This is a genomic window from Chryseobacterium sp. MIQD13 (genome assembly GCF_050496705.1).
Taxonomy (GTDB): Bacteria; Bacteroidota; Bacteroidia; order Flavobacteriales; family Weeksellaceae; genus Chryseobacterium.
The window spans coordinates 144,407-164,929 of record NZ_JBNWAF010000001.1 but is presented as its reverse complement, the minus strand read 5'-3'; the positions used below and the strand labels follow the sequence as shown (position 1 = coordinate 164,929).

Sequence of the window (20,523 nt, the reverse complement as noted above, 5' to 3'; positions counted from 1 at the left end):
AGGTCATGAAAGCAAAATTCCAGGAAATAACGGGAAAAGCGCAGGATGTCATCATGCGTTATCCAATGGTTCTGTTAATGGGCCTGCTCTCTTCTATCGGTGCCATTTGTATCGTGAATACCAGATATAACCGGGAATTATTATTAACATATTCAAAATTTACGGCTTGCTGCTGTCTAGGAATTTCTTTAATGTTCGCTTTAAAGATTCTGTCCCAGAGAATTGGGAAAAGATTATTACTGGAAGTTTTGGGAACAGCTTTCCTTATAGGATTTTTTTTCGTTCTGCCACAAAAACAGAGGGATTTTACTGAAGTGTATGGCTTCATCATTGCCATTACGTTTTTACTTTCCCATTTACTGGTTTCTTTTGCCGCATTTTTAGAAAAAAATAAAGAACTCAATTTCTGGCAATACAATAAAAATCTTTTTGTCAATATCTTTCTGACAGCCGTTTTCACTGGTGTACTGACCGGAGGTGTGGAACTGGCGATTCTGGCAGTTGATAAACTATTCGATTTTAATTTCCATGATAATCTGTACATAGATACATTCTATGTCCTCGCTATTTTCGGAAGCTGCTTTATTTTCCTGCTGTTTAACGAAACAGGTCTGAGCTATCTCGAAAAAGACGGAACCTATCCTGTAATTTTAAAATTCTTCACTCAGTTTGTCCTGATTCCACTGCTCTTTATTTATTTGATCATTCTTTACCTTTATTCATTTAAAATAATAATTAACTGGGAGCTTCCGAGAGGATGGGTTTCTTATTTGGTTCTGGCTTACAGTGTTATTGGCATTCTTGCTTTACTGCTTGTTTATCCTCTTAAAGAAGAAAAAGCAAAATCATGGGTTAAAGTATTTTCACAGCTGTTTTATTACACTATAATTCCTTTGCTTGTTTTATTATTTACAGCCATATTTACAAGAATCCTGGAATACGGTTATACAGAACCAAGATACTTCGTATTGTTATTGGCTTTATGGCTGCTGAGTGTGGTTGTTTATTTTGTATTTAATAGGAAAGCAAGTATAAAATTCATTCCTGTAAGTTTATTTGTATTTGGTCTGTTTTCACTGATCTTTCCTTATTTAAATGCATTCAGCGTTGCCAAAAGAAGTCAGAAAAATCAGCTGGTAACACTTCTGGAAGAGAATAAGCTTCTGGTGAATAATAAAATAGATTTTCAGAAGAAGGTTTCTGATACGCTTGTAGACGAAATTGCCAATAAATTTCAGTTTCTGGCGGAAAGAAAACAAAAGGATTTCTTACTGGACCTTGTTTCCGGCAAAACACACGATCTTCTGGCAGGAGATTTTGAACAGCCTTATTCCTGGGCGATCGGCAGCACTTTAAGGAATGCGTTTCCCCATGTAAATAAGACGCTGGAAGCCTCAAAATTTGAAAGACTTGTCCTGGAATCTGAAACAAAGGTAACTCACATTCAAGGATATCAGTATTTGATTGGTTTTAATAATTACGATCAGGAATCAAGGGAAATTAATGGAGATACCTTCCAGATTGATAACCAAACAAGAACCAATAATGCAAGGACGATAAGGGTAATCCTTAATTCAAAAGAAACGGTGGATTTCGGTCCGGCAATGAATAAACTGTTCGAAAACAATATCTCCAAAACAGGAACCGTAAAAATGAAAGAAATCGCTATGGAAAGTGACCTTGGAAAGTATCATATTAAAATAGTTTTCCAAAGTATTTCAAGAGACGGAGCTTCTGACAGTAAAGAAAAGAATATATTCTACGATAATGCAGTACTGCTGATTAAAGAAAAATAAGATCCATTAAGAACAGCTATATTTTATTTGTCTCTACCTTATTATATATAGAAATAATTATCCCTTCCTGAATAAATTAACAAAAGCTAATTTTATAATCAGGAAGGGATAAATAATGTACAAAAAAAGCGGCTAAAAAGCCGCTTTATATTTTTACCAACGGTTTCCGCCGCCGTTACCTCCACGGTTGTTTCCACCACCGTATCCACCACCGTTACCACGGTTGTTTCCGTAACCGCCTCCTCTGTTGTTGTCAAAGCTTCTTCTTGGCTTTTCTTCTCTTGGCTTAGCCTCAGATACGTTCAGAGTTTTACCGTTAAATTCTTTCTGGTTAAGAGCTTCAATAGCTTGTTTTCCTTCTTCATCACCCATTTCTACAAAACCGAAACCTCTTGAACGGCCAGTTTCTCTGTCTGTAACAATTTTAGCTGATGATACATCACCAAATTCTGCGAATAGATCGTGCAACTCATACTCTTTAGTTGCGTAATTGATGTTTGAAACAAAAATGTTCATTTTAAATAAAAATTAAAAATTAATAAAAATTTGGTATATAAAAGAAAAACAACATAAATTAATGAACAAATATTGATTCCAAATATAAACGTATGCAAGATACAATTAAAAAATTTAAATCAAAGCTTTTTTTTAAACACCCCTTGTATCACAATGAATTTTAGATTGTTTTTTATTGATTAACAATAAATAAACATTGTTTTTTAATCAAATTTTATCGATATTTACCAAAAGTTAAAATTATTTAACATAATAAAAATATTTTATAAAAAATACAGGAATCAATCATATATAATACTATGCCTATTGTAATAAATCTTGATGTGATGATGGCCAAAAGAAAAATGTCATTGAACGAGCTTTCAGAGAAAATAGATCTGACTTTATCTAATGCATCCAATTTAAAAACGGGAAAAGCTAAAGCCATCCGTTTCAGCACGCTTGAAGCCATTTGCAAAGCACTGGACTGCCAGCCGGGTGATATTTTGGAATTCAGGGAATAATCTGAATTTAAAGAGAAAGTTTATTTTGCTATATTTATTTAAACTTATTGAATAGTATAACCATGGAACATACCACAAATTATATCAACACCTTTATTGAAGTCGCCGGGGACTGCCCTGTCTCCCAGGCTGAAACACCACCTGAAAAGAAAATAAAAACTCTGGCTGAATTTCAATATGAGCAGATTATAAAAAGTCCTTACCAGTATACTTCTGACGATATTATATTCGAATGTTACGCTTTAAAAAATGATATTCCGGAAAGTGAAAAACAGCAGGCAAGAATACAGTTTTTCTCCAAAGGACAAGCTTGCCTCAGATCATCCCCTTTAGCCAAACGCTATGGATTTGGAATTCATCACAATGAAGATGGAAAAGTCGCTATATTTCCTGTTGAAGGTAAAGAATACCAAAATTTCTTAAACGATAATTCTGTAAAAAAAGTAAAAGCTATGCGATCCAAGAAAATATGATTGAGAAAATGAATCATTTTCTTAGGATCAGTAAATGCTGTTTCCTTGATAAACCCAGTTTTAAACACTAAATTTGTCAGGCAAATCATTAAAACATGAACTATCATACCAGAAAATGGGTAAAGCCCGAAGATCTTAATCCCAACCACTCTCTTTTCGGAGGAAGACTTTTACAGTGGATTGATGAAGAAGCAGCACTTTACGCAATCATTCAGTTGGAAAATACTAAAGTAGTTACAAAATTTATTTCGGAGATTAACTTTGTAAGTTCTGCAAAACAGGGAGATATTATAGAAATCGGGATTGAAGCCACCCACTTCGGATCTTCATCCGTTACCTTAAAATGTGATGTAAGGAATAAAATGACCCACCAGACCATCATTACGGTAGACAAAATTGTAATGGTAAACCTGGACAGTGAAGGAAATCCTGCACCACACGGAAAAACCCATATCGAATTTGTAAAAGACAGACTGAACCAACCATGAAAATTTTCATCAAAAACATGGTATGCAACCGCTGTATTTCCGCAGTGGAAAAAATCTTCAGTGAGGCTGAAGTAACGGTAAAATCTGTTACATTGGGAGAAGTTGAAACCGGAACTGATATTTCAGCAGATACAATGCAGGGTATAGAAAAAAAACTGCTGGATACAGGTTTTGAAAGAATTAAGGATTCAGCTCATCAGCTTGTCGATAAGATCAAAAATATCATTATCATCAAGATCAGCGAGCTGGATATTGATGAAGACTTTCTTCTTTCTGAATTTTTAAGCTCAAAAATACACAAAGACTACAGCTCTCTTTCCAAAACCTTTTCCCAGAACGAAAATATTACCCTCGAGCAATTTTACATTCTTCACAAAATTGAAAAAGTAAAAGAACTGCTTCTCTATAACGAATTCACTCTTACAGAAATTGCAGGAAAGTTAGGCTATAAAAGTGTTCAGCATCTTTCTTCCCAATTCCGTAATATTACAGGATTTACTCCTACAGAATTCAAGAAACTGAAAGATCATCAAAGAAAAACCCTGGATAGTCTTTAATTGGGTTTGAGAGTACTAGAGTATTAGAGTGTTTTGAGTATAAAAGTGCTCGGTCACTTTATTTGAAAAAAATATTAAAAACACCTATATAATTATCAAAACACTTCTCCGCCCACACAACTCTCCTACACTTATACTCTAACACCCTCCAACCCTCCCACACATATACCTTTCCAAATTCTATAACTATTATCCTTAAATTTATAACAGCCTTCCCAATTCATTTTGGACATTTGTACTATAAATTCAAGGATCATGAACAGACAATATAATATACTCGGAATGACGTGCTCCGGCTGTCAGAAAAAAATTTCTGAAAAGCTCAACAGTATTGAGGGAGTTACAGCCGATGTAAATCTGGAAAACAATACAGCAACCATCACTTCCGATAAGGAAATTGAGCTTTCCGTTTTAAATAATGCTTTAGGAGAAAGATACAGACTGGAAGATCCTAAAAAACCTGAAACAACATTTGTAAAACCTCAGGACAGGGTTTCACCTTCTTCTGTATATTATTGCCCGATGGAATGTGAAGAGGATAAAGTGTATTTTAAACAAGGCGAAAGATGCCCGGTCTGCAACATGTACCTGGTTCCCATCGAGGAAAAACATGCCAAAGACCCCAATCATAAACCGGCCTACTCTTCTTCAAATCTGCCTGCAAATTTTAAAGACAGCGTTGGGAAATATTATTGTCCGATGTTCTGTGAAGGAGACAAAGTGTATGATGAAAAAGGTGACTGCCCGGTCTGTCACATGCATCTGGAAGAAATCACAGAAGAACTTGCCGGAAATATAACTTCTCACAGTCATCATTCTCATTCCCACCATAACCACAGCCATTATCATGAAACCCCGAAAGTTACAGATGATATGGCAGGAAAATATTACTGCCCTATGTACTGCGAAGGTGATAAAACCTACGATTCCAATGTAGGATGCCCTGTCTGCGGAATGGATCTGGTAAAATACCCCGAAAAGAAAACAGCAAAATATACCTGCCCGATGCACCCGGAAATCATACGTGACGAACCCGGAGACTGCCCCATCTGTGGAATGGACCTGGTAAGAATGCCTGACAGCAGCGATGATGAAGAAGATGAAACATACAATATTCTGAAAAGAAAATTCATGATTTCCCTTGCTTTTACCATTCCTGTTTTCATTCTTTCGATGGGCGGAATGTTTATCAATTTCCCTTTTTCCCATAAGGTTCAAGGATTTATTGAGCTTGCCTTAACACTTCCGGTCATGTTTTATTCCGGATGGTTCCTTCTGAAAAGAGGCTGGGTTTCATTCAAAACATGGAATTTAAATATGTTCAGTCTGATTGCTTTAGGAGTTGCCGCAGCATTTATATTCAGTATTACTGCATTGGCTTTTCCTGATATCATTCCTCATGAAATAAGAGGTCATAATCATGAAATTCCATTGTATTTTGAAGCAGTCTGTGTGATTTTAACGCTTGTGATTTTAGGACAGCTTATGGAAGCTGCCGCTCATAAAAAAACAGGAAATGCCATTAAAGAATTAATGAATCTTTCGCCTGACGAAGCCAATCTGATTGTAAACGGAGAAGAAAAAAGAGTATTGCTTTCCCAGGTAAAAATCGGAGATCTTTTAAAGGTAAAACCGGGTGAAAAAATCCCCGTTGACGGAAAAATAACAGAAGGAAGCTCCCTGGTAGATGAAAGTATGATTACCGGAGAACCAGTACCTGTGGAAAAAGCTGTTGATGACAAGGTTTCTTCCGGAACCATCAACGGAAATAAAGTATTCATCATGAAAGCTGAAAAAGTAGGTGATGAAACTCTTCTTTCACAAATCATTAAAATGGTAAATGAAGCCAGTCGAAGCAGAGCCCCGATACAGAAACTGACCGATAAAGTGTCCAAAGTTTTTGTTCCGGTTGTGATCCTGATCGCTGTTCTTACTTTTGTTTTATGGCAGTTCTTCGGACCGGAAGGAAAAAGAAGCTTATTTGCTTTTGTCAATGCGGTAGCCGTTCTGATTGTTGCCTGTCCGTGTGCTCTTGGCTTAGCCACACCAATGTCTTTGATGGTAGGAATCGGAAAAGGGGCAAAGAGTGGAATACTTATCAAAAATGCAGAGGCACTTGAACAGATGCATAAAGTCAATGTCCTGATTACTGACAAAACAGGAACTCTGACGGAAGGAAAACCCTCTGTGGAACATATTGAAATTTCAGGAAACGGAGATAAAAATGAAATTCTAAAACTGGCACTTTCCCTTAACCAAAACTCAGAACATCCTCTGTCCAATGCAGTTATTAAAAAAGCAAAAGAAAAAAACTTAACCGCTGAAAAGGTAGATCATTTTGAAAATATCTCAGGAAAAGGAGTTCAGGGAAATATCAATGGAAAAACGGTTTATTTAGGAAATGAAAGTCTTCTGACCTCCAGCAATCTCTCCATTCCTCAGGATTTAAAACAAAAAGCTGTGGAAGTACAGTCAAAAGCGCATACCATATCTTATATTGCACAAGATCAGACTGTATTAGGCTTCATCAGCTTTACAGATAAAATTAAAGATACTTCTAAAAAAGCAGTTCAGCGATTGATAAATGAAGGAATTGATGTAATCATGATGACGGGAGACAATGAGCATACCGCCAAAGCAGTGGCTGATGAACTGGGAATCACCCATTACAAAGCAGGCTGTCTTCCGGAAGATAAACTGAATGAAGTCAAAAAACTTCAGCAGCAAGGTAAAATTGTAGCTATGACCGGAGACGGGATCAACGACTCCCCTGCTTTGGCACAGTCAGACGTAGGAATTGCTATGGGAACCGGAACCGATGTTGCCATGGAAAGTGCAGAAATCACGCTATTGAAAGGCGATATTCTAGGAGTCGCAAAAGCTAAACTATTAAGCGAAAAGCTTCTTAAAAATATTAAAGAAAACCTGTTTTTTGCATTTATTTATAATGTACTGGGGATTCCGGTAGCGGCAGGATTATTGTATCCTTTCTTTGGAATACTTTTGTCACCCATGATTGCTGCCGCCGCAATGAGTGTCAGTTCACTTTCTGTTATTCTGAATTCATTAAGGCTGAATTCTGTCGATCTGGATGCTGATATAAAATAAAGATCATGAAAAAAGGAAGTCTTTACATTGGATGTTCGGGATTTTATAATAACGACTGGAAAGGATCGTTATATCCTGAAAATGTTCAAAGTAAAGACTTTCTTACCCTATATTCCCGGACTTTCAATGCTGTGGAAATCAATTCCACTTTTTACAGAAAACCCACCACCAAAACACTCACAAAATGGTACGATGAAACCTCTTCTGATTTTAAATTCTTCATCAAAATACCGAAAACTATTACCCACGAAAAACGCTTGAAAGATTGTAAAGAAGAAACTTCAGAATTCTGCGAACATATTCATACCCATTTAAAAGATAAACTGTCCGGATTCCTGTATCAGTTTCCGCCCTCATTTAAAAAATCGCAGGAAAATATAGATCTTATTCTCTCCAACCTGAATTTTAAATATTTAAATGTCATAGAGTTCCGCCATGATTCCTGGTGGTCTGAAGATATTTTTACCCTATTAAAAGAAAACAGTATCATTTTTTCAGGAGTCAGCTTTCCAGGTAATCTTCCGGAAGATATGATCATCAATAATAAAGAAATTCTGTATTATAGGCTCCATGGAAAACCTGTTCTTTATAAATCCGAGTACAGTCCGGAGTTCATGGATCAGATTGCTGAAAAAATCAGCAGCTCAGAAAGAACCGCATTTATATTTTTCAATAATACATGGGGAACTGCTGCTATCAAAAATGCTCTTTACCTGAAAGAAATTCTAGACTGAATATCTGTTTTCAGGTTTCATGCCTAAATAATTCCCAAACAAAGGAAAAATAACATAATCTTAATAAAAATAGAGAAAGACTATTATTTTACTGTTTATAAATGTTAAAAAATTAAGAATAAAAAAACATAAATCTACGGCTCTTTCATTCTAAGGAAATGCGGTTTCAAATAAAGTTCTTAAAATAAAATTAAAAAGTAATTTTTAACAAATGATGGCATATAATTTGTTAACATTTTAGCGATAATTTTAACAATTTTTAACGATTTAAACCTCCATTATCTTTATGAAAAAAATTTTTGGGGAAAAGTCAAAAAACATGGCTTTTCTTGGGATGACTGCATTGGTGAGTGCGGCTTCAATTGTATTAAACGGCTGTAATGGCAAAACTGATGTGAAAGAGTTTAAAAGAACAGTTTCACTGGAACATCCCACCGTAGAAACGGTCCCAAAAATAGATGATGAGGATGTAGAATCCGATAAAAGAGTGATCTATCTTACTTTTGATGACGGCCCGAACCAAGGAACAGAAAATCTCCTTAAAATCCTGAATAAAAGAAATGTATGTGCTACTGCTTTTCTGGTAGGAAAACATGCTTATGGAAGCAAAAGACAGAAAGATGATATGGAACTTTTAAAAAGCAATTCACTCATTGAACTGGCCAATCACAGCTTCAGCCATGCACATAACAAGTATACCGACTTCTACAAGAACCCGGACGCAGTTGTCCACGATTTTGATATTGCAAGAGACAGCCTTAAACTTTATGATATGATTGCAAGAACTCCGGGAAGAAATATCTGGAGACTGAATAATATTAATGTTACCGATATCAAAAGCTCCACTGATGCAGCCAACAGTCTAAAAAAAGCAGGTTATAAAGTAATCGGCTGGGATCTCGAATGGAAACCTTCTCAAAAAATGACCTTAAAAGGCAGCCATGAAGCCATGATCAAAAAAGTAGACAGTATTTTCATTAATGATCTGGAAAAAACATCAAGACATTTGGTTTTTCTTACTCATGATCAGTATTTAAGAGATGCAGATTCTATCAATGAGCTGGATATGTTTATTGAAAAACTTCAGAAAAGCAATAAGTTTGTGTTCAGAAAAATCTCACAGTATCCGAAGATCAACGAAATCCTGAATTAATGCAACAGTTAAGATAAATTACATATAGTATCCAATTACAATAAGAAAAAACTATTTTACAGATTCATTAGCTTTTTGCTTTTAAAATTCAGAAATTTGCATGTATGGATATTAAAGAAAATTATACAGCAATAAAAAATCAGCTTCCGTCGGGAGTTCAACTGGTAGCAGTTTCCAAAACACATCCGGCTGAGGCTATTCAGGAAGTCTATGATCTGGGACAGAAGGTCTTTGGTGAAAACAAAGTTCAGGAGCTTATGGAGAAATATCCTCTCCTTCCAAGGGACATTCAATGGCACCTGATCGGGCATCTGCAGACGAATAAGGTAAAATATATTGCTCCTTTCATTGATACCATCCAAAGTGTGGATTCTGAAAAACTTCTTGCTGAGATCAGTAAAGAAGCCGGCAGGAACAGCAGAACCGTCAAATTACTGCTTCAGGTAAAGATTGCTGCAGAAGAAACTAAGTTCGGGCTTGAGATCGCAGAAGCAAAAGAGTTGTTCCAACAGTATATTGACGGAAATTTTTCTGATGTTGAAATTACCGGTCTTATGGGAATGGCCACGTTTACGGATGATGAAGAGCAGGTAAAAAAAGAATTTTTAATATTAAAAGGGCTTTTTGATGAATTAAATCAATTAAAACCACTCCAGACTTTATCTATGGGAATGAGTGATGATTTCCCGGCTGCCATTGAATGCGGTGCCAATTCCGTAAGGGTTGGATCGGCTATTTTCGGCAGAAGAGATTACTCAAAATAGTATATTTAGGTATGGTTTTTGCTAATAATTGAATCAAAAAATCTAAATTTGCAACTATGCAAAAAATCCTTATTGTAGAAGACGAAAAAGCAATCTCGGGAGTATTACACAGTATTCTTTCTGATGAACTTACCGATTACGAATTTGTTATCGCTGAAGATGGCCTTGAAGGCTACAAACAGATAGAAAAAGAAGATTTCGCATTGGTGATCTCCGATATTAAAATGCCTAAACTTTCAGGAACTGAACTTTTAAAACAGACTATGGTTTTAAAGCCTGAAACTACGTTCATTATGATCTCAGGGCATGCGGATATTGATTCTGCCGTATCTTGTTTAAAGGAAGGTGCATACGACTTCATCTCTAAACCTATTGATATCAACAGGTTAATAACCAGCGTAAAGAACGCTCTAGCTAAAGAAAGTCTGAAACTGGAAAATAAAAGTCTCCAAACTGAAAATAAGACCTTAAAGAAAAAAGTAAACAAAAAATACCAGATGATCGGTGATTCTCCTGCCTTGAAAAAGATTCAGGATATGATCGAAAAGGTAGCTGCTTCTGATGCCCGTGTTCTGATTACAGGACCTAACGGAGCAGGAAAAGAATTGGTAGCCCACGCCATCCACAACCAAAGTGAACGTGCAAGAGGTCCAATGGTGGAGGTAAACTGTGCAGCTATCCCTTCCGAGCTTATTGAGTCTGAACTTTTCGGACACGTAAAAGGATCTTTTACAGGAGCCATTAAAGACAAGCAGGGAAAATTTGAGCAGGCAAACGGAGGCACTATCTTTTTGGATGAGATCGGTGATATGAGTCTTATTGCTCAGGCTAAGGTTTTAAGAGCATTACAGGAAAGCAAGGTTTCTCCTGTAGGAAGTGACAAGGAAATTAAGGTTGATGTAAGAGTAATTGCAGCAACCAATAAAAATATGCAGAAAGAGATTGAGGAAGGAAAATTCAGGGAAGATCTTTATCACAGGCTTTCTGTGATTGAAATCTATGTTCCGCCATTGGATGACAGAAAAGAAGATATCAAATTATTAGTAGAGCACTTTTCCGGTATGATTGCCGATGAACATGGTACTGCCGTGAAAAAATTTGATGATAAAGCAGTTACTGCACTTAAAGATCTTTCATGGACAGGAAACATCAGAGAACTGAGAAATGTTGTGGAAAGATTAATTATTCTTGGCGGAAACACTGTTTCTGAAGAGGATGTTGCAAGTTTTGTAAGGAAATAATTTAATTGAACATTAAATATTTATAAAAATTTGCAGTAAGCCTACTGCAAATTTTTTTTTGACCTTTTTTAAATATTAAACTATATATGAATCATAAAATACTATGAACTTTTTAAACAAAAATTACACGAAAGAGTGTCTGACCCTGGCTCTTCCTGTCATGCTTACGCAGGTTGGGCAGGTCTCGGTGAATCTCTTCGACAATATTATTGTCGGAAAACTTTTAGGAGCGGATGCGCTGGCTTCCGTTTCATTGGGAAATGCTGTATTTTTCTCTGTGTTTGTACTGGCACTGGGATTTTCATTTGCAATACCACCTTTGGTTTCAGAGGCACATTCCAAGGAAGATCACGCAACGATTAATTCGGTCTTCAGCCACGGATTTGTGATCAATATGTTGGTAGGAATTATTTTAATGGCCGTATTGCTTTTAGGAATGCCACTACTCTATCATTCCGGACAGCCGGAAAAGATTATTCCCAATACTGTAGACTTCCTGAGCATTATGGCGATCAGTATGATCCCTTTCATGGCTTTTCAGACGCTTCGTGAGGTTTCTGAAGGTTTATCCTATACCATTGGTGTTACCAAAGCTACAATCATTGCGAACATCATCAATATTGCCCTGAATTATGTTTTCATCAAAGGACTCTGGATCTTCCCTGAAATGGGGGTGAAAGGTTCTGCCTTAGCAACACTGATCTCCAGAATATTCATGGTGGTTTTTCTTTATATTGTATTGGTTAAAGAGAAAAAAACAAGACGATATATCAAAGATTTTTCTTTAAAAATTCAGATTTTCTCCAGAAATATGTTTGATAAAATGGTGAAACTGGGTCTGCCTACGGCTCTACAGATGTTCTTTGAAGTAACTGCTTTTGCGGGAGCTGCATTTATCTGCGGACTGATCTCTGCACATGATATTGCTTCACACCAGATTGCTTTGAGTATGGCTTCATTTACCTTCAATTTATGTGTAGGATTTAGTGTGGCTTCAACCGTAATGATCGGAAGAAAACTTGGTGAACAGAATTTTGTTGAACTGAGAAAAGTCGGGATCAATAACTTGAAAATAGCCTTTATTTTTATGTGCATCTGCGGATTGTTCTTTATTCTCGGAAGAAATATACTGCCTACTTTCTTTACTAAAAAAGAGGAAGTGGAAGTAATTGCTTTAGCTTCAAAATTAATGATCATAGCAGCTTTATTCCAGCTTTCGGACGGGATTCAGGTAACGGCTTTAGGTACACTCAGAGGATTGCAGGATGTGAAAATTCCTTCAATCTATACTTTTATTGCTTATTGGGTGATTACTGTTCCGCTAGGTTATTTCCTGTGTGTTACTTTAAACATGGGAGCTTTCGGAATGTGGATCGCTTTAGGATTAGGGCTTACTGTTTCAGCTGTATTCCTCGTAAAACGGTTTCTGAATATGTCTGCGAAGAGAATTAATCAGGCCGAAAAATAAAACATATCAATAGAATCAACCCGGGAATTACTTCTCCGGGTTTTTTATTACTTCCGAGCCCGTCTATCAAACAATATCATGAAATTACCCGACTCTTTTTCCTAAAATTGTCAGACTTCTCTCTATCCCGTCCAAAACAGCCACATCAGGAAACAATCCCCATTCTTCAAATCCAAAATTTCTGAAAAGTTTGAGACTGGCTTCATTATGGGAGAAGATAAATCCCAGCAGGGTTTTTATTCCCAAATCCGGAGCCTTATCAATGCAGTATTCCATTACCTTTTTCCCATATCCTTTTCCTCTGGAGGATTCACCCATATAAATACTCATTTCAACAGTTCCGTTATAAGCGGGTCTTCCATAAAATGAGGAAAAACTGACCCATCCCACTGTTTCATGGTTTGTATTTTCAATGATCCAAAGTGGCCTTGTTTCGGGATTATGTTCATTAAACCATTCTTTTCTGCTTTCCACAGAAACATTTTCTGTATCGGCGGTCACCATTCTTGAGGGGATGGTAGAATTATATATTTCGACTATTTTTTCTAAATCTTTCAGGTCAGCATTCCTGAATTGCAGCTCTTCCATTTTTATTTATTTCTCTGCAAAAATAAGAAGCATAAGGCTTTTACCGGCAGAATTTGGAGAATAATTATAATTTATCTTTTAAACCCGTTTGTAAATATTACTTTTCCAGGTTTTTCAAGGTCCTGTTCAGGCTCCTTACGGTAATCCCCAGATAAGCAGCCATATCTTCTTTTGAAATCTCAATTTCCTGCCGGGTTTGAAGCTTGAGAAGCTGGGATAAAGTATGTTCTGCGGCATACAGCTGCTGATAAGATGCTCTTTTTGAAGTATTGACAATACGTTCGGCGAATACATCCAACAAATGATTATTCAATAAGAGATCAGTTTTAATCAAAGATTTGAAATAAGGTATGGATACTGCATAAACAGTGGTATCCGTTATCGCTTCAATACTACAAAGACAGGGAATATTCCTGATCAGTTCTATTTCCCCGATGATCTCTCCTTTTCCCAGAAACTCAACAATATATTCTTTGTCATTTTCTTCAACTAAAAAACATTTGGTAATACCTTCTTTAATCAGCATTATTTTAGAAGGTTTTTCATTTTGTGTAAATATCCTTTCACCTTTGAAGAAGGATCTTATGACAATATCTTCTTTACGCTCTTCATTTTTGTAAAGGTTTTCTATATAGTTTAAAAACAGCTGATTGGTCCGTAACATATCTTATCCGGGACAAATGTCCTTTTCTGATTGAATTTTTATACTGAATTTTGCAGGAAGAAAAATACGAAAGTAAAATGAATAATCACATAACGACAATTGCCTTTGATGCGGATGATACGCTTTGGATCAATGAACCTTATTTTCAGGAAGCAGAAAAGGAGTTCTGTATGCTTCTTGAAGATTATCTTCCGCAGCATTCCGTCTCTCAGGAATTATTTAAGACCGAAATGCAGAATCTTCACCTCTATGGTTACGGTGTAAAAGGTTTTATGCTTTGTATGGTAGAAACGGTGAGCAGAATCTCCGGCGGTACAGCATCCATGCAGTTAATCAACAGAACTATTGAAATTGGCCAGGAGTTGCTGCAAAAACCAATAGAATTATTGGATGGTGTTACTGAAACTTTGGATACTTTAAAAGGAAAATACAGGCTGGTAGTAGCCACAAAAGGAGATTTGCTGGATCAGGAACGTAAACTTAAAAATTCAGGGCTGCAGGAATACTTTCATCATATAGAAATTATGAGTGACAAGAAGGAAAGTGATTACCAAAAACTCCTTAAACATCTGGACTGTAAGCCTGAACATTTTCTGATGCTTGGAAATTCAATAAAATCAGATATTCTTCCTGTATTGGAGACCGGTGGTTTTGCAGCTCATATTCCTTATCATATAACCTGGACTCATGAGCAGCATGAGCATCATCTGGAACATGAGAATTTTATGGAGCTGAAAAGTATTGATGAAATACTGAAATATTTATAAAAAAACTCGTCCTGACGGACGAGTTTTTTATTTGGTTTATTTCTTCAAACACTTCTCAAGGAACTGATCCTGTTCCCATAAAAGGTGCAGAATATTCTCTTTAGCAGCATAACCATGAGCTTCTTTCGGAAGTAGAACCATTTTTACAGGAGCTCCCAGATTTTTCAGAGCCTGGAAATATCTTTCCGTCTGCAAAGTAAAAGTTCCCGGATTATTGTCAGCATCACCATGAACCAGAAGTAATGGAGTTTTCATTTTATCTGCATTCATAAACGGTGACATCGTGTTATAAATTTCCGGAACATCCCAATAATTTCTCTGTTCGCTCTGAAATCCAAACGGCGTTAAGGTTCTGTTATAAGCCCCACTTCTTGCAATACCACAAGCATAATCCTTGGAATGGGTTAAAAGATTAGCTGTCATAAATGCACCATATGAATGCCCTCCGACCGCTACTTTTGTTCTGTCAATATATCCTAATTTATCTACCGCATCTATAGCTGCTCTTCCGTTTGCTACCAATTGCAGAATAAAAGTGTCATTAGGTTCTGTTTTTCCTTCTCCGATGATCGGGAATGCAGCATCATCCAGTACAGCGTAACCTTTCGTTGTCCAGTATACAAAAGATCCGTAATACGGGAATGTAAAGTCGTTCGGATTCTGGGTATTCTGGCCTGCTGTGTTTTTATCCTTGTATTCCGTAGGATAAGCCCAGATCAGTAACGGAAGCTTTTCTTTTTTAGCTTTTCTGTCATAATTGGCAGGCAGATAAAGGGTTCCTGTTAAAGTAACTCCGTCATTCCTTTTGTATGTGATTACTTCTTTATAAACATCTTTAATGCTTTCAAAAGGATTTGCAAAATTGGTAACAGCCTCCGCTTTGTTGGATTTGATATTCTTCTTAAAGTAATTCGGATACATGCTGGAAGATTGCTGAGTTGTTAAAATCTCCCCTTTTGAAGGATTAAGGATATCAATAATCTCTTCTTTGACATTTTTAATATTAGAAGTGTAGAGTCTTTTCTTTTTAAGTGACTTTACATCCATTTCATCTATAAAAGGATGTTGCCCGTCTTTTGTAAATCCGTCACCAATCAGGTATGCCTTTTCTCCTTTCATATCAATAACTGTTCTGCCGTACTGATTTTTCGCTGTATTAAAATTTCCCGGATCGCTGTAAACATCCTGATAATTCCTGTCATCAAAAACTTTTGATTCTCCGTTATTAAGATCTACAAGGAAAGATTTGGTATTTCTGGTATCATACCAGCCTTCAGAAACTATGGCATAATGATCATTCGTCCAGCTTACTCCTTCATATCTCTGCTTTGTTTTAAAGAAGGATTTCGGAGCAGCAGTAAATGGTGCTTCCCATGTAAAGATCTCGTCTCTGTATTCGGCTGTTTTAGACTGATCTCCTCCGTCCAATGCTTCAGCAAATACCAAAGTAGCAGGAGCATCGCTTCTCCAGCCCATACTTCTTTTTCCGGTTCTTACCGATGAAAATCCTTTCGGCATTATTTCATTCAGAGGAACATCGTTTACAACTTTTACAGCATTTCCTTTCATATCATATACAGTAGTCGTCAAAGGAAATCTGCTTAAAGGAACAATATATGAAAACGGTTTTTTGATTACGGTGGTCATCAAATAGTTTCCGTCCGGAGAAAAGCTTAAACCGGAATACATATCCTGCTCTTTTACTTTTTTAAGGTTTCCGTTCAGATCTGCGTTATAAATTTCAGAAGCAGTAAGAACCTCAAAGTTTTTTTCATCCTGAGGATTCTTCAATAGATCCTGATAGGTTCTGTTCTGCGAAACTTTACCATCAGCTGTAGAGACAATCGGCCCTGTCGGAAGATCTTTGCTGGCATCAATCAGGGCAGGTCTGTTCGGGATAAGTGTTCTGATCAGAAGACTTTGAGAATCATTATACCATGTATAAGGCATTCCCAGATTGGCATTCAGGTTATCTCCCGTAATTTTTTTGGCAGAGGCAGTTTCAAGATTTACTATCCAAAGTTCAACTCCTTTATCTGTTGTATTGGTAAACGCCAGTGTTTTTTCGTCCGGCGAAAATGAGATATAAGTAATTTTAGCATTGGAAGGCAGGTTTTTTACCTGAACCTCACTTTTATCATTGATCTTCCTGATCTTCAGATTATTGGAATAAGTAACACTGCTTGAAATATTGGTAACCGGATTAATTCTTAAACCTCCAAGCTTCATTTCCTGCTGGTTAAGGTCTTCAAGGGTTTTATACGTAGGACGGTAAGTGAAAACCACCCAGTCTTTTTTGCTGTTCATCAGAACGCTTGGGGGTCTTTCGTAATCTGCCAGTTTCAAAATTTCAGCAGAAGGTTTTTGATAAGTGATATTCTCCTGTGCATCATAGAAATTGAGAAATGCCAGAAGGCAAATTGTCAGTTTTATCTTCATATAAATTCGTTTTCTACGAATGTAGTGATTTTCGGGTATAATTAAAACTGATAATTTTACTCTCCTCTGTTGTGATATAATTAAATAACTCTATATTAGTAAAATCTAAAAAATCTAAAATATTTATTATGAAAAATCTAAAAAAATTATCTAAAAGAGATTTAAAAACAATCATTGGAGGAGGAGCTCCATCATGCCCTACCGGATATAAACCATGTGTAGCAGGTGAAGATGACAACGGAGGAATCATATGGACCTGTATCTGGTCATCACTGCCTTGTAACCCATAATAAAAATAAAAAAGAGCATTATTTCTAATGCTCTTTTTATTTTATCTGAACCGGACTACCAATCCGAAGCTCTTTTTCTTTTCTCGATCATATGATCTACCGATATTTTCCCTGCTCCAAAAGCCATAAGAAGAAGATAAACGGACATATAGATAAGGCTCATTTCTCTTTTCTCAAAAGGATCCGCTCCATGAACTACAAAAGCAGCAATAACCATGGTAAAGATAAGAAAGCCTAAAGAGACCCTGGTAAAAAGCCCTAATATAAGAAGTATTGAGCAGACAAATTCAGCGATAACAGTAAGAACAAGGGTAACCAAAGGTCCTAATCCTATAAAATCAAAAAACTCAATTTTACCGCCTTCCAACAGCATCTGAAGCTTCGGAAAACCGTGAGAAAGCATCGCAAAACCTACAAATACTCTCACAACCAATAAAATAATATCTTTAGGTACTGAGCTGGAATTTGACTGAAAATAGTTCATTTAATCAAAATTTAGACTAAAGTTAATAAAAATCTTTTAATAGAACGGTATTCAGGCATTTTTAGTTTATCTGTATCCGAAATTTTTCAGATCTCTGTCATTTTTACGCCAGTCTTTTTTCACTTTTACAAAAAGGTTCAGATGGATTTTCTTCGAAAAGAATTTTTCCAGATCCAGTCTGGCTTCTGTTCCCACTTTTTTGATAGCTTCTCCTTTATGGCCAATGATAATTCCCTTTTGGGTATCTCTTTCCACATAAATAATAGAATCGATGAAAATAATCCCTTCTTTTTCTTTGAACTGCTCAGTAACGACCTCTACAGAATAAGGAATTTCTTTCTCGTAGTTTAAAAGGATTTTTTCACGGATCGCCTCGTTTACGAAAAATCTTTCCGGCTTATCCGTGTATTGTTCTTTGTCATAATAAGGTGGATTCTCCGGTAACAAAGATCTTAATTTGGGAAGAATGATGTCAGTATTGAAAGCATTCAGGGCAGAAATAGGCAGAATTTCAGCTTTTGGAATCCTGTTGTGCCAATCTTCTACCAGCTTTTCAAGTCCTTCCTGTGTGGTCTGATCTACTTTATTCAATAGAAGCAAAACAGGAACCGGGATCTTGTTCAGTTTATCAATTAAAAATTCTGAAGGTTCAGCTTTATCTGTAACGTCTACAATAAACAAAAATACATCGGCATCCTGTAAAGAGTCCTTTACAAAATCCATCATTTTTTCCTGAAGACCATATTTTGCATCTAAAACTCCGGGAGTATCTGAAAATACGATCTGCAAATCATCTTCATTATAAATTCCAAAAATCCTGTGGCGTGTTGTCTGTGCTTTTTGTGTTACGATAGCCAGCTTCTCCCCCATTAATTGGTTTAATAAGGTAGATTTTCCGGCATTCGGTTTTCCGACTATGTTTACGAATCCTGCTTTGTGCATATAATAATTTTTAGGCTCAATATTGAACCGGGCTGCAAAGTTAGTGAAAACAAAATTTAATTGGGTTTCGTTTCTGTGAAAAGTAAGTACAGGCTTTGAAAAAGTAATATATTTATACCAAAATTGATCTATGACTGAAGCCGAAAAACATTTTGAAGAATTAGCGGCAGAAATCCCGGAAGCACAAAAGGGAAAAATGTTTGGGGCTCTTTGTCTGAAAGCTCCCAACGGCAAAGCATTCTTATTATTAAAAAATGAAAATATTGCAATAAAACTTAGTGGACCAGTTTTAGAAGAAGCCTTAGATTTGAGTGGTTCTGCCATCTTTGAACCGTCAGAAGGAAAAAAGATGAACGGATGGGTTCAGATACCGGCTGAACATCAAAGCCAATGGAAAAATTTTGCTCAGGCAGCATTGGCAGAAGTGGAAAAAACAGAAAAGAAATCCTCAAAAAGTAAGTAGTATTTTTGTATTAAACTTGTATTGCATACTTTAAAACCGATACTTTTGACATTATAATTCTCTGTATGGATATAGACGAAATTCTTGACCGTATTTATGTACTTCCGGAAGCATCCAAAACTTCTTTAAAAAATCATATCACAGAAATATCGCATCCGAAATATTTCTGCCTTATGGAAGCAGATAAAATTATTCCGCATATTTATTTTATCCGGAAAGGTATTGTACGTGCCTATGCTTCCACAGCTGATAATGATATTACATTCTGGTTCGGCAGCGAAGGTGAAACCATAGTTTCCATGAAGAGTTATGTGGAAGACAGGCCCGGTTATGAGAGTATTGAGCTTTTAGAAGACTGTGATCTGTATATTCTGGAAACAGAAAGTCTGAGAAAGCTTTTCAACGAAGATATCCATATTGCCAACTGGGGAAGGAAATTTGCAGAAAGGGAACTTGTGAAAACGGAAGAACTGATTATTTCAAGACAATTCAAAACATCTCTGGAACGCTACAAAGATCTGATGACCAACAAATCTGACCTTCTGAAAAGAGTTCAGTTAGGACATATTGCCTCCTATCTTGGAATTACACAGGTAAGTCTCAGCAGAATCCGGGCAGATATAAAATAAATTCATTTTTTAACAATTGTAAAATTCTGTTTCCTTTCAAATCCTGAAATTTGCGGTAGAGAAAATTAAAAAAAATGAATTGGATTATTTTAATCATCGCCGGGTTATTTGAAGTTGCCTTTGCATCCTGTCTGGGAAAAGCAAAAGAAACATCAGGATCCGAGATGTACTATTGGTATGCAGGTTTCCTGGTAACCATGACGATCAGTATGGTACTGTTGATCAAAGCTACTCAAACACTCCCAATTGGAACAGCTTATGCGGTATGGACAGGAATAGGAGCTGTAGGAACGGCTCTAATGGGGATTTTCTTTTTTAAAGATCCTGTAAGCTTCTGGAGAATATTCTTCATTGTAACCTTAATCGGTTCTGTGGTAGGATTGAAATCTGTTTCTCACTAAGATCAAAAACAACTTCTATCTATATTAAATGACCCTGTTTTCAGATCTGAAAACA

At 36.4% G+C, this 20,523-nt stretch carries 22 protein-coding genes; 16 read left to right on the top strand and 6 right to left on the bottom strand.

Translation table 11 applies throughout. From position 1 onward, the window contains the following. Positions 1–5 precede the first annotated feature (5 nt). A complete protein-coding gene (locus ACQWU4_RS00780; RefSeq protein WP_429933865.1) occupies positions 6–1,796 on the top strand; it encodes a DUF4153 domain-containing protein in 1,791 nt (596 codons plus the stop codon). Between the two features lie 153 nt (positions 1,797–1,949). On the opposite strand, the gene ACQWU4_RS00775 is transcribed toward ACQWU4_RS00780, so the two are convergent. Further along, positions 1,950–2,312, bottom strand: coding sequence for an RNA recognition motif domain-containing protein (locus ACQWU4_RS00775; protein ID WP_040999136.1), 363 nt, complete (start codon positions 2,310–2,312; stop codon positions 1,950–1,952). Positions 2,313–2,611: 299 nt separating this feature from the next. Here ACQWU4_RS00775 and ACQWU4_RS00770 point away from each other — a divergent pair, with 299 nt between their 5' ends. The 10 genes from ACQWU4_RS00770 to ACQWU4_RS00725 all read left to right on the top strand — a co-directional run bounded on the left by ACQWU4_RS00770 (position 2,612) and on the right by ACQWU4_RS00725 (position 12,801). Further along, a complete protein-coding gene (locus ACQWU4_RS00770) occupies positions 2,612–2,815 on the top strand; it encodes a helix-turn-helix domain-containing protein (RefSeq protein WP_429933864.1) in 204 nt (67 codons plus the stop codon). 62 nt (positions 2,816–2,877) lie between these two features. After that, positions 2,878–3,288: a DUF6157 family protein gene (locus ACQWU4_RS00765; protein WP_429933863.1), complete on the top strand. Its 411-nt coding sequence runs from the start codon at positions 2,878–2,880 to the stop codon at positions 3,286–3,288. A 95-nt stretch (positions 3,289–3,383) separates the two neighbouring features. Further along, complete coding sequence (locus ACQWU4_RS00760) at positions 3,384–3,776, top strand: acyl-CoA thioesterase (protein ID WP_429933862.1); 393 nt, start codon at positions 3,384–3,386, stop codon at positions 3,774–3,776. Continuing rightward, entirely contained in the window at positions 3,773–4,333 is a 561-nt protein-coding gene (locus ACQWU4_RS00755; protein ID WP_429933861.1) for a helix-turn-helix domain-containing protein, read from the top strand. The genes ACQWU4_RS00760 and ACQWU4_RS00755 overlap by 4 nt, the downstream gene beginning before the upstream one ends. Before the next feature lie 255 nt (positions 4,334–4,588). Beyond that, positions 4,589–7,441, top strand: coding sequence for a heavy metal translocating P-type ATPase (locus tag ACQWU4_RS00750; protein WP_429933860.1), 2,853 nt, complete (start codon positions 4,589–4,591; stop codon positions 7,439–7,441). A gap of 5 nt (positions 7,442–7,446) precedes the next feature. Beyond that, positions 7,447–8,175 (top strand): DUF72 domain-containing protein, encoded by a 729-nt coding sequence (locus ACQWU4_RS00745; RefSeq protein WP_429933859.1) that lies wholly within the window; start codon positions 7,447–7,449, stop codon positions 8,173–8,175. Between the two features lie 286 nt (positions 8,176–8,461). After that, positions 8,462–9,328 (top strand): polysaccharide deacetylase family protein, encoded by an 867-nt coding sequence (locus ACQWU4_RS00740; RefSeq protein ID WP_429933858.1) that lies wholly within the window; start codon positions 8,462–8,464, stop codon positions 9,326–9,328. Between the two features lie 104 nt (positions 9,329–9,432). Then, on the top strand, positions 9,433–10,092 hold the full coding sequence (locus ACQWU4_RS00735; protein WP_429933857.1) for a YggS family pyridoxal phosphate-dependent enzyme: 660 nt from the start codon (positions 9,433–9,435) through the stop codon (positions 10,090–10,092). Between the two features lie 56 nt (positions 10,093–10,148). Further along, entirely contained in the window at positions 10,149–11,333 is a 1,185-nt protein-coding gene (locus tag ACQWU4_RS00730) for a sigma-54-dependent transcriptional regulator (protein WP_429933856.1), read from the top strand. 103 nt (positions 11,334–11,436) lie between these two features. Further along, on the top strand, positions 11,437–12,801 hold the full coding sequence (locus ACQWU4_RS00725; RefSeq protein WP_429933855.1) for an MATE family efflux transporter: 1,365 nt from the start codon (positions 11,437–11,439) through the stop codon (positions 12,799–12,801). An 84-nt stretch (positions 12,802–12,885) separates the two neighbouring features. On the opposite strand, the gene ACQWU4_RS00720 is transcribed toward ACQWU4_RS00725, so the two are convergent. After that, complete coding sequence (locus tag ACQWU4_RS00720; protein ID WP_429933854.1) at positions 12,886–13,389, bottom strand: N-acetyltransferase family protein; 504 nt, start codon at positions 13,387–13,389, stop codon at positions 12,886–12,888. A 97-nt stretch (positions 13,390–13,486) separates the two neighbouring features. Continuing rightward, entirely contained in the window at positions 13,487–14,053 is a 567-nt protein-coding gene (locus tag ACQWU4_RS00715; protein WP_429933853.1) for a Crp/Fnr family transcriptional regulator, read from the bottom strand. 77 nt (positions 14,054–14,130) lie between these two features. Here ACQWU4_RS00715 and ACQWU4_RS00710 point away from each other — a divergent pair, with 77 nt between their 5' ends. Continuing rightward, a complete protein-coding gene (locus tag ACQWU4_RS00710; protein ID WP_429933852.1) occupies positions 14,131–14,820 on the top strand; it encodes an HAD family hydrolase in 690 nt (229 codons plus the stop codon). Positions 14,821–14,856: 36 nt separating this feature from the next. On the opposite strand, the gene ACQWU4_RS00705 is transcribed toward ACQWU4_RS00710, so the two are convergent. Beyond that, on the bottom strand, positions 14,857–17,259 hold the full coding sequence (locus ACQWU4_RS00705) for a prolyl oligopeptidase family serine peptidase (RefSeq protein ID WP_429933851.1): 2,403 nt from the start codon (positions 17,257–17,259) through the stop codon (positions 14,857–14,859). A gap of 128 nt (positions 17,260–17,387) precedes the next feature. Between ACQWU4_RS00705 and ACQWU4_RS00700 the strand changes: the two genes are divergently transcribed. Further along, complete coding sequence (locus tag ACQWU4_RS00700) at positions 17,388–17,549, top strand: bacteriocin-like protein (protein ID WP_429933850.1); 162 nt, start codon at positions 17,388–17,390, stop codon at positions 17,547–17,549. A gap of 55 nt (positions 17,550–17,604) precedes the next feature. Here the strand turns inward: ACQWU4_RS00700 and ACQWU4_RS00695 are convergent, their stop codons facing one another. Together ACQWU4_RS00695 and era are read right to left on the bottom strand one after the other, a co-directional pair. Continuing rightward, positions 17,605–18,033 (bottom strand): DoxX family protein, encoded by a 429-nt coding sequence (locus ACQWU4_RS00695; protein ID WP_429933849.1) that lies wholly within the window; start codon positions 18,031–18,033, stop codon positions 17,605–17,607. A gap of 66 nt (positions 18,034–18,099) precedes the next feature. Further along, the gene (gene era, locus ACQWU4_RS00690; protein WP_429933848.1) at positions 18,100–18,975 is read right to left on the bottom strand and encodes a GTPase Era; all 876 of its coding nucleotides are present in this window, start codon (positions 18,973–18,975) and stop codon (positions 18,100–18,102) included. A gap of 130 nt (positions 18,976–19,105) precedes the next feature. Between era and ACQWU4_RS00685 the strand changes: the two genes are divergently transcribed. From ACQWU4_RS00685 to ACQWU4_RS00675, 3 genes are all read left to right on the top strand, one after another. Beyond that, positions 19,106–19,438: a hypothetical protein gene (locus tag ACQWU4_RS00685; RefSeq protein WP_429933847.1), complete on the top strand. Its 333-nt coding sequence runs from the start codon at positions 19,106–19,108 to the stop codon at positions 19,436–19,438. 65 nt (positions 19,439–19,503) lie between these two features. After that, positions 19,504–20,067 (top strand): Crp/Fnr family transcriptional regulator, encoded by a 564-nt coding sequence (locus ACQWU4_RS00680; protein ID WP_429933846.1) that lies wholly within the window; start codon positions 19,504–19,506, stop codon positions 20,065–20,067. Positions 20,068–20,141: 74 nt separating this feature from the next. Then, positions 20,142–20,468, top strand: coding sequence for a DMT family transporter (locus ACQWU4_RS00675; RefSeq protein WP_429933845.1), 327 nt, complete (start codon positions 20,142–20,144; stop codon positions 20,466–20,468). Positions 20,469–20,523: the final 55 nt, after the last annotated feature.

Bases quoted from the DNA above. Each gene is read 5' to 3' on its own strand.
- ACQWU4_RS00725 (WP_429933855.1), top strand. From the start codon at position 11,437: ATGAACTTTTTAAACAAAAATTACACGAAAGAGTGTCTGACCCTGGCT.
- ACQWU4_RS00720 (WP_429933854.1), bottom strand. From the start codon at position 13,389: ATGGAAGAGCTGCAATTCAGGAATGCTGACCTGAAAGATTTAGAAAAA.
- ACQWU4_RS00745 (WP_429933859.1), top strand. From the start codon at position 7,447: ATGAAAAAAGGAAGTCTTTACATTGGATGTTCGGGATTTTATAATAAC.
- ACQWU4_RS00750 (WP_429933860.1), top strand. From the start codon at position 4,589: ATGAACAGACAATATAATATACTCGGAATGACGTGCTCCGGCTGTCAG.
- ACQWU4_RS00680 (WP_429933846.1), top strand. From the start codon at position 19,504: ATGGATATAGACGAAATTCTTGACCGTATTTATGTACTTCCGGAAGCA.
- ACQWU4_RS00715 (WP_429933853.1), bottom strand. From the start codon at position 14,053: ATGTTACGGACCAATCAGCTGTTTTTAAACTATATAGAAAACCTTTAC.
- ACQWU4_RS00700 (WP_429933850.1), top strand. From the start codon at position 17,388: ATGAAAAATCTAAAAAAATTATCTAAAAGAGATTTAAAAACAATCATT.
- ACQWU4_RS00755 (WP_429933861.1), top strand. From the start codon at position 3,773: ATGAAAATTTTCATCAAAAACATGGTATGCAACCGCTGTATTTCCGCA.
- ACQWU4_RS00775 (WP_040999136.1), bottom strand. From the start codon at position 2,312: ATGAACATTTTTGTTTCAAACATCAATTACGCAACTAAAGAGTATGAG.
- era (WP_429933848.1), bottom strand. From the start codon at position 18,975: ATGCACAAAGCAGGATTCGTAAACATAGTCGGAAAACCGAATGCCGGA.
- ACQWU4_RS00765 (WP_429933863.1), top strand. From the start codon at position 2,878: ATGGAACATACCACAAATTATATCAACACCTTTATTGAAGTCGCCGGG.
- ACQWU4_RS00770 (WP_429933864.1), top strand. From the start codon at position 2,612: ATGCCTATTGTAATAAATCTTGATGTGATGATGGCCAAAAGAAAAATG.
- ACQWU4_RS00735 (WP_429933857.1), top strand. From the start codon at position 9,433: ATGGATATTAAAGAAAATTATACAGCAATAAAAAATCAGCTTCCGTCG.
- ACQWU4_RS00760 (WP_429933862.1), top strand. From the start codon at position 3,384: ATGAACTATCATACCAGAAAATGGGTAAAGCCCGAAGATCTTAATCCC.
- ACQWU4_RS00705 (WP_429933851.1), bottom strand. From the start codon at position 17,259: ATGAAGATAAAACTGACAATTTGCCTTCTGGCATTTCTCAATTTCTAT.
- ACQWU4_RS00780 (WP_429933865.1), top strand. From the start codon at position 6: ATGAAAGCAAAATTCCAGGAAATAACGGGAAAAGCGCAGGATGTCATC.
- ACQWU4_RS00675 (WP_429933845.1), top strand. From the start codon at position 20,142: ATGAATTGGATTATTTTAATCATCGCCGGGTTATTTGAAGTTGCCTTT.
- ACQWU4_RS00685 (WP_429933847.1), top strand. From the start codon at position 19,106: ATGACTGAAGCCGAAAAACATTTTGAAGAATTAGCGGCAGAAATCCCG.
- ACQWU4_RS00740 (WP_429933858.1), top strand. From the start codon at position 8,462: ATGAAAAAAATTTTTGGGGAAAAGTCAAAAAACATGGCTTTTCTTGGG.
- ACQWU4_RS00730 (WP_429933856.1), top strand. From the start codon at position 10,149: ATGCAAAAAATCCTTATTGTAGAAGACGAAAAAGCAATCTCGGGAGTA.
- ACQWU4_RS00695 (WP_429933849.1), bottom strand. From the start codon at position 18,033: ATGAACTATTTTCAGTCAAATTCCAGCTCAGTACCTAAAGATATTATT.
- ACQWU4_RS00710 (WP_429933852.1), top strand. From the start codon at position 14,131: ATGAATAATCACATAACGACAATTGCCTTTGATGCGGATGATACGCTT.